This window comes from Bacillus sp. 1A, from assembly GCF_052682215.1.
In genome coordinates this window covers 1,260,710-1,272,337 of the sequence record NZ_JBQYLZ010000001.1, presented here as the reverse complement: position 1 = coordinate 1,272,337, position 11,628 = coordinate 1,260,710, and the positions used below count along the sequence as shown (strand labels likewise).

Genomic DNA, 11,628 nt, shown 5'->3' with positions numbered 1-11,628 from the left:
TACCAATTATGGGAGCTGTATCCTTCATTATATCGCCAAAATTTATTCATCATTTGTATACATACTTAAAGAACAATATATGTCCAAAAAAAAACTGCCAAAACAATTACGTCTCAGCAGTCTTCTTTAATCTATTATAGGTCTGTGTACATTGGAAATTTGCTCGTTAACGCTTCTACACGCTTACTTGCTTCTTCTAATGCAGCTTCATTTTCATGATTTTTTAATGTGTAAGCAATAAGTGACGCAATTTCATCCATTTCTTCTAAACCGAAACCACGAGATGTTACAGCTGCCGTACCGATACGTACACCGCTTGTTACAAATGGGCTTGCTGTTTCAAATGGAATTGTATTTTTGTTCACTGTAATACCAACTTCATCTAATACGTGCTCTGCTACTTTACCTGTGATTTCTAAGTTACGAACATCAATCAGGATTAAATGATTGTCTGTTCCACCAGAAACAAGTGTAAGTCCTTCTTTTTGAAGACCTTCAGCTAAGCGGTTCGCATTATTAATGATATTTTGTGCATATGTTTTAAAATCATCTTGTAGCGTCTCACCAAATGCAACAGCTTTTGCAGCAATTACGTGCATAAGTGGACCACCTTGAATACCAGGGAAGATTGATTTATCAATTTGTTTTGCAAATTGCTCTTCACATAAAATCATACCACCACGTGGACCACGTAATGTTTTATGTGTTGTCGTTGTAACGAAATGTGCGTGTGGTACTGGGTTTGGATGTAAACCAGCAGCTACTAAGCCAGCGATATGTGCCATATCAACCATAAAGTATGCACCCACTTCATCTGCAATCTCACGGAATCGTTTGAAATCGATAACACGAGGATATGCACTTGCACCTGCAACGATTAATTTTGGTTTATGTTCTTTCGCTTTTGCTAATACATCATCGTAATTAATACGGTGAGATTCAGCATCCACGCCATATTCTACGAAATTATATTGTACTCCACTGAAGTTAACAGGGCTTCCGTGTGTTAAGTGACCACCATGAGATAAATTCATACCAAGTACTGTATCGCCTTGCTCTAAAATCGTAAAGTATACTGCCATGTTCGCTTGTGCACCAGAATGCGGTTGAACATTTACATGCTCTGCACCAAAAATTTCTTTCGCGCGGTCACGTGCGATATCTTCCACTACGTCTACGTGCTCACAGCCACCATAGTAACGTTTTCCAGGATATCCCTCAGCATACTTATTCGTTAAAACAGAACCTTGCGCCTCCATTACTGCTTCACTTACGAAGTTTTCCGAAGCAATTAACTCAATCTTTGAACGCTGTCTTCCTAGTTCTGCCTCAATTGCAGCAAATACCTTTTCATCTTGACGTTTTAAATGACCCACCAAAATCCCCCTTTTCTGAACGAATTACATCGATTCCCAATAGTTTTTTCTCATTTATTCAGAAAAAACGAAAATTCAGGTTGTAATTCTTTCGAACCTTCATGTTTTCAACTACATTCTAACATGACTTTCTATATCATAAAAGAAAAAAAAGACCGAAAATCGGTCTTTTCTTTCTTCTATTATAAAGTCAGACTACATACCTTTTATCTTTCGATATAAAGCTATTATGCGACTTTATAATTTTTCATGTCTAACGGCAAGTTATAGTCTCTTCCTTCGCCGCATAAACAGCACGTGCTCCACCAATTAGTTTTCCACGTGTCGTTGCCATCGTTACATGCGCACTTCCAATTTCCTTCACACCTGTACGAACCGGAACAGCTACATGCTTTAAATGCATACCGATAAATGTATCACCAATATCCATTCCTGCATCTGCTTTAATAAACTCAATTACTACCGGATCTTTCAAATTGTGATACGCATATGTTGCTAATGCACCACCTGCTGATCTAACAGGCGTAACTGTTACAATTTCAAATTGATATTTCATCGCCAACTCTCTCTCAACTACTAAAGCACGGTTTAAATGCTCACAACATTGAAACGCCAACTCAATACCTGTTTGTTCTTGAAATTGTTTTAACTCAGAAAAAATCGCCTCTGCTACTTCCATCGTTCCTGATGTCCCAATTCTTTCTCCTAGCACTTCGCTCGTGCTACACCCCACTACAAAAATTTGTCCACTTTGTAATGAAGCTTGTTCTTGGAAATCAGCAAGCGAAATTTGTAACTGTTCTCTTACCTTTACGATTTCTGTCATTACGCCTCTTCCTTTCACAGGTTGGTTCACCAAATTATATTTCATACTACTTCTAGTTAGAATCTATTACTTTGTTTCGTATGTTTTAATTTTCCCTACGCGGTTTTCGTGACGACCACCTTCATAGTCAGTTGTTAACCAAATTTTTGCGATGTCACGTGCTAGACCTGCACCAATTACACGCTCGCCCATTGCTAACATGTTCGTATCATTATGCTCTCTCGTTGCTTTCGCACTGAAAGTATCATGAACTAATGCACAACGAATACCATTTACTTTGTTTGCTGCAATTGACATACCGATGCCTGTCCCACAAACTAAAATACCACGATCTACTTCGCCATTCGCTACCATTTCCGCTGCTGGAAACGCAAAATCAGGGTAATCAACAGAACCAGCTTCACATTCACAACCTAAATCAATATATTCAATATTTAACTCTTCTAATAAACTTACAAGTTCTTTACGGATATTCATACCGCCGTGATCAGATGCTACTACTACTTTCATTTTTACCCCTCCAAAGTTTCAATCAATTATCTCCATTTCTCACTCGTTACCTTAACGGAACGAAGTAATCTCCAATATCGTATTATACACGAAACATCAACCTTCTGAATGTTTTTTCAGTAAAGTTTGTACAAGTTTTTCCATCTCTTCTAACGTTTCTTTATAAATAGAAAGTGACCCGCCAAATGGATCTGAAATATCCTTACTTATCCCCTCAGTTACTCCATATAATGTATCCACTTTCTTTTCAACACTCGGATAATGCCCAAGTACAATTTGCTTATGGTTTTCCGTCATTGTTACTACAATATCTGCCCAATCAATCAAAGCTTCATTTATCTGTTGCGAAGCATGATCGATTGTAATTCCCTTTTCAGCTAAAGCTTCCTTTGCATGTATCGACGCATCACTACCAGGATAGGCGAAAACACCAGCAGATTGCACTTCAAACTTACCTTCTCCATGATGACGAAGTAACGCCTCAGCCATCGGGCTACGGCATGTATTTCCAGTACAAATAAATAACACTCGTTTCATCCAAACCCACCCCTTTTCTTCTTTTTCCTACCTTTCATCATAACGTACATAAGAATAGAAAAAAAGAAATGTGAATATACGAAAGGCGCATTTCTCTTATATTTTTTCTAAGAAAAATGCGCCTTATCCACATATATGTGAAACCCTATTTCCAAGTGCCTAGAGTATTTTAACATACATAGCAAGCGTACTACAAAACAAAATAAGGAATCCATTTCATATGAAACGGACTCCTCTTATACAATAATTATTTCATTGTAACTTTCATTACTTCTGTTGAACCTTTTGTAGCTGTTACGCCTACAGTTGTTTTAATAGACTCAGCTGCATCTGTGTTTGTAATAACGATTGGGGTAATTGTACTTTTCGCTTTTTCACGGATTAATTCTAAGTCGAATGAGATTAATTTATCTCCAGCTTTTACAGCTTGGCCTTCAGAAACGTGAGCTTCGAAACCTTCGCCTTCCATTTTTACAGTTTCTAATCCAACGTGGATTAAAATTTCTGTACCGTTTTTCGCTTTAATTCCTACAGCATGTTTTGTGTGGAATAATTGTACGATTTCACCATCAACTGGAGATACAACTACACCTTCAGTAGGATCGATTGCAACACCTTCACCCATCATACGACCAGCGAATACTGGATCTGGTACTTCTTCAATATTTTTCACTGCTCCAGTTAATGGAGCTACGATTGTTTCTTCATTTGTTTTTGAACCAAAACCGAATAATTTTTTAAACATAGGATAGTCCTCCTCATAATTTACCTAAAAGTTTATAGGGCAATCCCTAGTAAAACTCGGGATACATGTAAGACTTCATACTTCGAATATTATACTGTAAAAACGCTTTCGAAATAAATTACGTCATTACTAATAGACTCTTATTGTAGCTCTTTGCAAAATTCCAGTCAATTCTGATTGTCTGAATAACAATAAGAAGTTAACTTCTACTTATATTTTCTCTTTTTTTACCCAACTTGTCTAGAGGTCTTTACTACATTTTGTTTTTTGTTTTTAATTTGTAAAATTTTTTTCAAACTTTTTTCGAAATCCGCTTGACTAAAGTAAGTAACTATTTTATTATTACTTATATAAGGTAAGTTAATAACTTTTAGGAGGTTTTCAAAAATGATGGATTTCGGTCTTCTTATTATTCGTCTTATTATAGGTATTACATTCATGGGTCATGGTGCTCAAAAATTATTTGGTTGGTTCGGTGGTTACGGTTTAAAAGGAACAGGTGGCTGGATGGAATCAATCGGTTTACGCCCTGGTGTATTTATGGCATTTATGGCTGGCGCAACTGAATTATTAGGTGGTTTCTTATTCGCATCAGGTATTTTCACTGCAATCGGTTCATTATTTATCGTCGGAACAATGTTAATGGCAATCTTCACTGTTCACGGGAAAAATGGTTACTGGGTAACCCAAAACGGATATGAATACAACTTAATGTTAATCGCCGTTGCTATCGGGGTAGCTTTAATCGGACCTGGTGCATACGTTTTATTATAATTTTTATCTTGAATTCGAGATTATTTAGACGGAACTTACTTCAATCACAATGAAGTAAGTTCTTTTTATGTAATAAAAATATTATTTTCAGCAGGAGTTTTCCACTAACATCTTGTAAACAAACAATAAGTCATCATATTTAGAAAGGGGATTTTACGCATGTTATCCATTAATCCAAATGAACAAACGGAAAAAGAGAATTACAAATTATTAACGGGAAGTATCATTCCACGCCCTGTCGCATTCGTTACTTCTGTAACAAAAGACGGCGTATTAAACGGAGCACCGTATAGCTATTTCAATATTGTCGCTGCTAATCCACCACTTATCTCAGTTTCTGTACAACGAAAAGCCGGAGAAAGAAAGGACACTTCCCGAAACGCAATTGAAAAAGGTGAATTTGTCGTACATATCTCTGATGAATCTTACGTAGAAGCAATTAACGAAACAGCGGCTAACCTCCCGCCAAATGAGAGCGAAATTGAACTAGCAAAACTAACACCAATTGAAAGTGATGTCATCTCCGTTCCAGGTGTGAAAGAAGCTAATATTCGAATGGAATGCGTACTAGAACGCGCAATCCCTCTTGGCGGAACAGAAGACTCACCAGCTTGCGATCTACTAATCGGACGCGTCGTTCGTTTCCACGTCGCAGAACACCTATACGAAAACGGCCGTATTCATGCAGAAGGACTAAAACCAGTAAGCCGCCTAGCAGGACACAACTACGCTAAACTAGGCGAACAATTCGAGTTGGTAAGGCCTATCTAAAAGTGGAAGTGGCTCGCTCAGAATGGGAGGGGGATGGAGCTTCTGACGTAGAGGCGCTTTTTGCCTCGCAGGAAGACGCGAAGCCACCGACCATTCTAGCCGCTGGAACTGGATATATCTAAAAGTGGAAGCGGCTCGATTCCTTCCATCACTTAAACATAAAATCCCCTGCTAAATAGCAGGGGATTTTATCATTGTAATTCTTCCTTTTTTTCCTCTAAAGTAGGTACTTTCTCTTTTTTCGGTTTCCCAAGCTTAATTACTAAGAAATATAGGGAAAGCAATGTAATAAGAAAAACGATTATAAACGGATATGGAGAATAAAAGGCACGCGCTGCCTCCGTTTTTCCCGCTACAAACTTCAATGACTCAATATCTAAAAACTCAGCAAACATTTGTACACCGAGCATACTAAACCAAAAAACAAAAAAACTAATAATAATACCAAAAACTTGCTTCAATCTCGTCATTCATCTCATCCTTTCTATATCTATAATTTTTTAGCGCAATCAGTATAGTATAAATAAAACTATGCACAGAAAGGAGCTATCTTAACATTCGCGAATTAACTTCATCCAACCTAAAATTGAAATTTGCAAAATAATACCCCAAATAACAAGCCGTCTTAACCACCTAGGGAAAAAAGTTAAAAATCGAATATACCATTCCAATAATTTATTCATAACTCCCTCCTATTTAAAATTATATAGGAAAAAGGAGATATAATCCAAATCCAACCAAAATGATACCACCTACTATCTCACCATATGTACCGAGCATATCTTTCGCATGTCTACCAATTAATAAACCAATCCACGCTAATAACATACTAACAAATCCAAAAAGTAATATCGTAATAATTGTCTGCGCCCCGTAAATACCAAGACTAAGGCCTACTGAAAAACTATCTATACTAACGCCAAATGCAAATACGAATAAACTAATTCCAATAGGGGCCGTTCTAGTCTCTTCATTCTCCAAAATAGATGAATATATAATATAGAATCCTAGTCCAATTAATAAAATAGCACCTGCAAAATGCGCAATTTCTCCATACTGTTCTGATAAAAAGCGACCTAATACCATTCCTATAAATGGCATGATAATATGAAATATCCCTATCGTCATACCGATATACAGAATTTGTCTTACCTTTAAGGTCATCATTCCCATACCAAGACTCACTGAGAACGCATCCATCCCTAAGGCGAATGCCATAATTGTTAAAGGTATTAGCTGTTCAAACGTCATTCATGTCCCTCCTCGGACGTGCTACTTCAAAATATGCTTATCCGAGGAGAAATATTCTGTTTGCTAATCGCACCTTACGATTCAGTAATAATCTGATGTCCTGCTGCTTTCGTTAAGCGATTCATAATGGCATTCCCTATTCCTTCATTCGGGAATGATTCACTAAAAATAACATCCACTTCACTTGCATCAAACGTTCTAAGTACATCATATAATTTAGTCGCAACGCTAGCTAAATCGCTTCGAACACCACAAGATAATACAACATCCGCGCTATATACATGCTGATATTCTTCCGTCGTTAATACACCTACTTTAAACCCTTCTTCCTTTTTCTTATCCACAATAAGCTGAATAAATTCACGTGAACCTTCAACAATGCTAAGCGGCGCTTTCGGTGCATAATGTGTATATTTCATTCCAGGTGATTTCGGTTTTTCCTTCTCGTCCTTTAAAGCCGGATCTAAAGAAACAGTACCAATTACCGCTTCTAATTGTTCTTTCGTAATTCCACCTGGGCGTAATATCGTTGGAACCTCGCTCGTACAATCAATTACAGTCGATTCAACACCTACTCCCGTCGCACCACCATCTACAATACCTGCAATTTTCTCATTTAAATCTTCATATACGTGAGAAGCTAGTGTCGGACTTGGGCGCCCAGAGCGATTCGCACTCGGTGCTGCAACAGGTACATTTGCCTCTTCAATAAGAGCAAGCGCTACTGGATGATCAGGCATTCTTACTCCAACCGTATTAAGTCCTGCCGTCACCTTCTCTGAAATCCCTTCTTTTCTAGGTAAAATAATTGTTAACGGGCCTGGCCAAAAATGCTCCATTAACTTCTCTGCAACTGGCGGGATTTCTTTCACAATCCCATCTAACTGTGATTTTGTACCGATGTGGACAATAAGTGGATTATCGCTCGGTCTTCCTTTCGCTTCAAAAATTTTCGCGATTGCTTCATCATTCATCGCGTTTGCACCTAGTCCATATACCGTTTCTGTAGGGAAGGCAATCGCCTCGTTTTCCCTTAATAATTTTGCTGCTTCTTGTAACTGTGGATAATATTTTTTTCTTTCCACAACATTATCCACAACCCACATATTTGTATGCATTTTTTCCCACGTCCTTTTCTACCCTGAAATACTTGTCTATTTTTAGTTTACTATGAGATTTATCCAAAAGACAAACAAGGTTTATCCACAAAATGTGGATAAACCTAATTAATCCGTGGATAACTTTGTGAATAGCTGACAATTTAGTATTATTGCATTTGGCTCTTTTATATTTTTACAAAAGTGTTCTAACTGTCGAATTCCCTCTGGTACGTTTTCTTTCTCTATAGTAACAAAGTCAAAAAACTGAAAGATTGTTATAGATTGTGGATGATTTGTTAGTAAGTACAATTGTCGAATATTTTTTTCGTTCATATACTGCAAAAACATTTCAAAAAAATATAAGAAAGTCTGTTTATCCACATTAGGTGTGAATAAACAAGAACGAATCAGTGCGTGTTCTTCACTTTGTTCATATCCGATGACAGCCCGTATTTCTTCCGCCTCTTCCAAAATCATAAATTGCGCGTACAACTCATTTATTTTATCATCTTTTTTATTAGCTTGTCCGAAAAAAGAATGCAATCTTTCCACATCTGCTTTCGTAGCAAAATATACTTTCTTCATAGTAAATCCCTCCTCTTTGTTATATATGAGAAGGGACCTACGAATAGTACTATTTAGAGAATAAAGATGTAAAAGCTTCTACAATAAATAACTTAACTTCTGGCTTTTCTTCTTCCTCCTCTACTTTTACATACTCATTTTGTTTTGCTTGCTTTTGTTCCACAGGTTTCTCCACTTTTTCCACAGTTTTTGTTTCTTCTTTACTTACAGGTTGTTCTTCTACTTTCGTTTCATTTTTTACTACTTTCTTTTCAGAAGCTGTTACTTTTTTTGCGACTTCCTGCTTTACAGCTTTCTTTTCTTTCACCTTATCCTCTTTCTTCTCTGGTACATCCACTACTTCCTCATCTTGCTCCTTAACTTCCCCCTCTTCAGGAGATTCAGCCTTCACAACATGTTCTTCTTTCCTTACAGCTGTACCACTTGAAAAATCTAAGAAACACATCGGTGGAAATAATACACACCACCAGTTTGCTCCTTCCCCTTCCCCAATTGTAATCAATACCGCCTCATATTCCCCTGCTGGATAAATAAAATTACCATATACCTTTGTAGGGAACTTTACATTCTTACTAAATTTCACTTGAAATGAATCTTTACTTCCTTCTTTTTTCAACGTATTTGCCACTGTTTTTTCGATTTCTGGAATATGACTTTGAATGACTTTACGTGCCTCTTCAAATGAAGTTAAATCTGCTACCCATCCATCAATTTGTGCTTTTACTTCATCACGCACTTTGCGCTTTAAAGCCTGATCTTTATCTGAATCACTATTTGCTAAAATCCGTAATCGAACGGCCTCTTTCGGAATAACTGAAGGCCCTTTCGCATCAGCTTTCATATATCCAAACTGCACAAGCAACTGTGCACCAATTAATAATAGAAGAAGATAAGCAATAACTTGTTTTTTCATTTCCTCCACCGTCCCTTCTACAAACAGTGTGGACAGACTTTCATCTTTCTAAACTATTAAATTCAAAATCTATATAAATTTTTCCACAAAAAAATAGAGTAAGGTGTGAACCTTACTCCATCTCTGCAAATACCATACGATCTTTTCCATTAATATCAAAAACAACCTCAACATGAGCATGAGGAAAAGCTTGTTGTAGCAGCTCTTTTACGTCCTCACCTTGCCCTATCCCAATTTCAAATGCCACAATTGCTTTCTTCTGCAACACATTCGGCAACTCTTCCATAAAACGGCGATAGAAATCTAATCCGTCTTCACCGCCAACAAGCGCTCTCTTTGGCTCATGCTCTTTCACCACAGGAGAAAGGCCACGCCAATCCTCTTCCGGTATATATGGAGGGTTTGAAACAACAACATCTAACTTTTGACCTGTTTTATAAAATGGTGACAATAAATCACCATGATAGAACGTTACTTCTGCGCCTAAAGTTTTTGCATTTTCTTTTGCAACTTCAATCGACTCTTGTGCAATATCTACCGTATACACATGAAGATTTTTATTTTCTAAAGCAAGCGTAATAGAAATCGCTCCACTACCTGTACCAATGTCCGCCACATGTAGTTTCTCATCGCCAAAATGACGCTCGATTCTTTCTAACACTCCCACTATAAGCTCTTCTGTTTCCGGTCTTGGTATTAATACTTCTTCATTCACAAAGAACGACCGTCCATAAAACATTTCATAACCAATCATATATTGAATAGGAATACCTTCTACATGCTTGTGAATAAACTCCGTAAAACTTGTTTCTTGTTCCACAGTTATTTCTTCACGCATATTCATGAGCATTCCGGTTCTGTTCGTCTTTAATACATGACAAAGGACAAGTTCTCCCGCATTTTCATCTCGTCCATTTTCCTGTAAAAAAGAAGAAGCCCATTTCAGGGCTTCATAGACACGCATTACTCAGCTGCCTCCATCTTTTGAGCCTGATCTTCCATCACTAAGGCATTGATGAAATCATCTAACTTACCTTGTAAGATTTGATCTAGCTTTTGAATCGTTAAACCGATTCGATGGTCTGTAACGCGGTTTTGCGGGAAATTATACGTACGAATACGCTCTGAACGATCACCCGTACCAACAGCTTGTTTACGGTTTTGATCATACTCAGCTTGCGCTTCTTGTCTAAACTTATCATAAACACGTGCGCGTAATACTTTCATCGCTTTTTCTTTATTCTTGATTTGTGATTTCTCATCCTGACACGATACAACTACACCAGTCGGTAAATGCGTTAAACGTACCGCTGACATCGTTGTATTAACACTTTGTCCACCCGGACCACTAGAAGCAAACGTATCAACACGAACATCTTTTTCATGAATACTAATTTCTACTTCTTCTGCCTCTGGTAATACAGCTACAGTTGCTGTAGATGTATGAATACGTCCACCAGATTCCGTTTCAGGAACACGTTGTACACGGTGAGCACCATTCTCGAATTTCAGCTTCGCGAAAGCACCTTTACCGTTAATCATAAAGATAATCTCTTTATATCCACCTAACTCTGTATAGCTCGCTTCGATAATTTCAGTTTTCCAACCTTGTACCTCAGCATAACGGCTATACATACGATATAAATCACCAGCAAATAAAGCCGCCTCGTCACCACCAGCAGCACCACGAACCTCAACGATAACGTTTTTATCATCATTAGGGTCTTTTGGAACAAGTAAAATTTTCAGACGCTCTGACAATTCTTTATCTTGTCCTTCTAATTCAGAAACCTCTTCTTTTACCATGTCACGCATATCAGCGTCTAACTTATCTTCTAACATTGCTTTTGCATCTCTTAATTGCTCACGAACATCTTTATACTCACGGTACACCTCTACCGTTTCCTGCATATCAGATTGTTCCTTTGAATACTCACGAAGCTTATTCGTATCGCTAATAACCTCTGGATCACTTAACAATTCATTTAACTTCTCATAACGATCTTCTACAGCCTGCAAACGATCTAACACACCATTCACCTCTACATCCTAGTATCTAATACAAATAGTATATGGTACTTAATCAAAAAAACGCAAATTATATTTAAAAGCGTAAGCGGCTTGCTCAGAATCACAGGCTATTTGGAACTCTCGACCTTGAAGCGCTCTTTGCTTCGAGCGAGAGAGTGAAATGACCGGAGATTCTAGCCGCTAGAGCTAGATAATATTTAAAAGCGCAA

The 11,628-nt window shown here is 37.6% G+C and carries 15 protein-coding genes; 2 read left to right on the top strand and 13 right to left on the bottom strand.

Annotated features, from left to right (window positions below):
- Positions 1-134: 134 nt before the first annotated feature.
- From glyA to ACUN0F_RS06335, 5 genes are all read right to left on the bottom strand, one after another.
- Complete coding sequence (gene glyA / locus ACUN0F_RS06355) at positions 135-1,376, bottom strand: serine hydroxymethyltransferase (protein ID WP_445539256.1); 1,242 nt, start codon at positions 1,374-1,376, stop codon at positions 135-137.
- A gap of 253 nt (positions 1,377-1,629) precedes the next feature.
- On the bottom strand, positions 1,630-2,247 hold the full coding sequence (locus ACUN0F_RS06350) for a TIGR01440 family protein (RefSeq protein ID WP_095205689.1): 618 nt from the start codon (positions 2,245-2,247) through the stop codon (positions 1,630-1,632).
- 21 nt (positions 2,248-2,268) lie between these two features.
- Positions 2,269-2,712 carry a ribose 5-phosphate isomerase B gene (gene rpiB, locus ACUN0F_RS06345; protein ID WP_000869917.1) on the bottom strand — a complete coding sequence of 148 codons (444 nt, stop codon included), beginning with the start codon at positions 2,710-2,712 and terminating at the stop codon, positions 2,269-2,271.
- Between the two features lie 96 nt (positions 2,713-2,808).
- Positions 2,809-3,249 carry a low molecular weight protein arginine phosphatase gene (locus ACUN0F_RS06340; protein ID WP_264461378.1) on the bottom strand — a complete coding sequence of 147 codons (441 nt, stop codon included), beginning with the start codon at positions 3,247-3,249 and terminating at the stop codon, positions 2,809-2,811.
- A 247-nt stretch (positions 3,250-3,496) separates the two neighbouring features.
- Positions 3,497-3,994, bottom strand: coding sequence for a PTS sugar transporter subunit IIA (locus ACUN0F_RS06335; protein ID WP_000473649.1), 498 nt, complete (start codon positions 3,992-3,994; stop codon positions 3,497-3,499).
- 387 nt (positions 3,995-4,381) lie between these two features.
- On the opposite strand from ACUN0F_RS06335, the gene ACUN0F_RS06330 reads away from it, so the two are divergent.
- Both ACUN0F_RS06330 and ACUN0F_RS06325 read left to right on the top strand, forming a co-directional pair.
- The gene (locus ACUN0F_RS06330; RefSeq protein ID WP_000968618.1) at positions 4,382-4,768 is read left to right on the top strand and encodes a DoxX family protein; all 387 of its coding nucleotides are present in this window, start codon (positions 4,382-4,384) and stop codon (positions 4,766-4,768) included.
- Positions 4,769-4,927: 159 nt separating this feature from the next.
- Positions 4,928-5,539: a flavin reductase family protein gene (locus ACUN0F_RS06325; protein ID WP_046960139.1), complete on the top strand. Its 612-nt coding sequence runs from the start codon at positions 4,928-4,930 to the stop codon at positions 5,537-5,539.
- 191 nt (positions 5,540-5,730) lie between these two features.
- Here ACUN0F_RS06325 and ACUN0F_RS06320 read toward each other — a convergent pair whose 3' ends face one another.
- The 8 genes from ACUN0F_RS06320 to prfA all read right to left on the bottom strand — a co-directional run bounded on the left by ACUN0F_RS06320 (position 5,731) and on the right by prfA (position 11,419).
- A complete protein-coding gene (locus ACUN0F_RS06320; RefSeq protein ID WP_000197467.1) occupies positions 5,731-6,009 on the bottom strand; it encodes a DUF3935 domain-containing protein in 279 nt (92 codons plus the stop codon).
- Positions 6,010-6,090: 81 nt separating this feature from the next.
- Positions 6,091-6,222: a hypothetical protein gene (locus ACUN0F_RS06315; protein ID WP_255298080.1), complete on the bottom strand. Its 132-nt coding sequence runs from the start codon at positions 6,220-6,222 to the stop codon at positions 6,091-6,093.
- 19 nt (positions 6,223-6,241) lie between these two features.
- Positions 6,242-6,790 carry a manganese efflux pump MntP gene (locus ACUN0F_RS06310; RefSeq protein ID WP_000142488.1) on the bottom strand — a complete coding sequence of 183 codons (549 nt, stop codon included), beginning with the start codon at positions 6,788-6,790 and terminating at the stop codon, positions 6,242-6,244.
- 74 nt (positions 6,791-6,864) lie between these two features.
- Positions 6,865-7,908, bottom strand: a complete 1,044-nt coding sequence (locus tag ACUN0F_RS06305; RefSeq protein ID WP_000557344.1) for an L-threonylcarbamoyladenylate synthase — start codon at positions 7,906-7,908, stop codon at positions 6,865-6,867.
- A 108-nt stretch (positions 7,909-8,016) separates the two neighbouring features.
- On the bottom strand, positions 8,017-8,475 hold the full coding sequence (locus ACUN0F_RS06300) for a hypothetical protein (protein WP_000758432.1): 459 nt from the start codon (positions 8,473-8,475) through the stop codon (positions 8,017-8,019).
- Positions 8,476-8,524: 49 nt separating this feature from the next.
- Complete coding sequence (gene spoIIR, locus ACUN0F_RS06295) at positions 8,525-9,388, bottom strand: stage II sporulation protein R (protein ID WP_060488174.1); 864 nt, start codon at positions 9,386-9,388, stop codon at positions 8,525-8,527.
- Positions 9,389-9,500: 112 nt separating this feature from the next.
- On the bottom strand, positions 9,501-10,352 hold the full coding sequence (gene prmC, locus ACUN0F_RS06290; protein WP_215562439.1) for a peptide chain release factor N(5)-glutamine methyltransferase: 852 nt from the start codon (positions 10,350-10,352) through the stop codon (positions 9,501-9,503).
- Complete coding sequence (gene prfA / locus ACUN0F_RS06285) at positions 10,352-11,419, bottom strand: peptide chain release factor 1 (RefSeq protein WP_002096180.1); 1,068 nt, start codon at positions 11,417-11,419, stop codon at positions 10,352-10,354. Before prfA ends, prmC begins: the two co-directional genes overlap by 1 nt.
- Between the last annotated feature and the right edge of the window lie 209 nt (positions 11,420-11,628).

Coding starts and splice junctions, on each gene's coding strand:
- ACUN0F_RS06350 (WP_095205689.1), bottom strand. CDS start 2,247: ATGAAATATAATTTGGTGAACCAACCTGTGAAAGGAAGAGGCGTAATG.
- rpiB (WP_000869917.1), bottom strand. CDS start 2,712: ATGAAAGTAGTAGTAGCATCTGATCACGGCGGTATGAATATCCGTAAA.
- ACUN0F_RS06340 (WP_264461378.1), bottom strand. CDS start 3,249: ATGAAACGAGTGTTATTTATTTGTACTGGAAATACATGCCGTAGCCCG.
- ACUN0F_RS06335 (WP_000473649.1), bottom strand. CDS start 3,994: ATGTTTAAAAAATTATTCGGTTTTGGTTCAAAAACAAATGAAGAAACA.
- ACUN0F_RS06330 (WP_000968618.1), top strand. CDS start 4,382: ATGATGGATTTCGGTCTTCTTATTATTCGTCTTATTATAGGTATTACA.
- ACUN0F_RS06325 (WP_046960139.1), top strand. CDS start 4,928: ATGTTATCCATTAATCCAAATGAACAAACGGAAAAAGAGAATTACAAA.
- ACUN0F_RS06320 (WP_000197467.1), bottom strand. CDS start 6,009: ATGACGAGATTGAAGCAAGTTTTTGGTATTATTATTAGTTTTTTTGTT.
- ACUN0F_RS06315 (WP_255298080.1), bottom strand. CDS start 6,222: ATGAATAAATTATTGGAATGGTATATTCGATTTTTAACTTTTTTCCCT.
- ACUN0F_RS06310 (WP_000142488.1), bottom strand. CDS start 6,790: ATGACGTTTGAACAGCTAATACCTTTAACAATTATGGCATTCGCCTTA.
- ACUN0F_RS06305 (WP_000557344.1), bottom strand. CDS start 7,908: ATGCATACAAATATGTGGGTTGTGGATAATGTTGTGGAAAGAAAAAAA.
- ACUN0F_RS06300 (WP_000758432.1), bottom strand. CDS start 8,475: ATGAAGAAAGTATATTTTGCTACGAAAGCAGATGTGGAAAGATTGCAT.
- spoIIR (WP_060488174.1), bottom strand. CDS start 9,388: ATGAAAAAACAAGTTATTGCTTATCTTCTTCTATTATTAATTGGTGCA.
- prmC (WP_215562439.1), bottom strand. CDS start 10,352: ATGCGTGTCTATGAAGCCCTGAAATGGGCTTCTTCTTTTTTACAGGAA.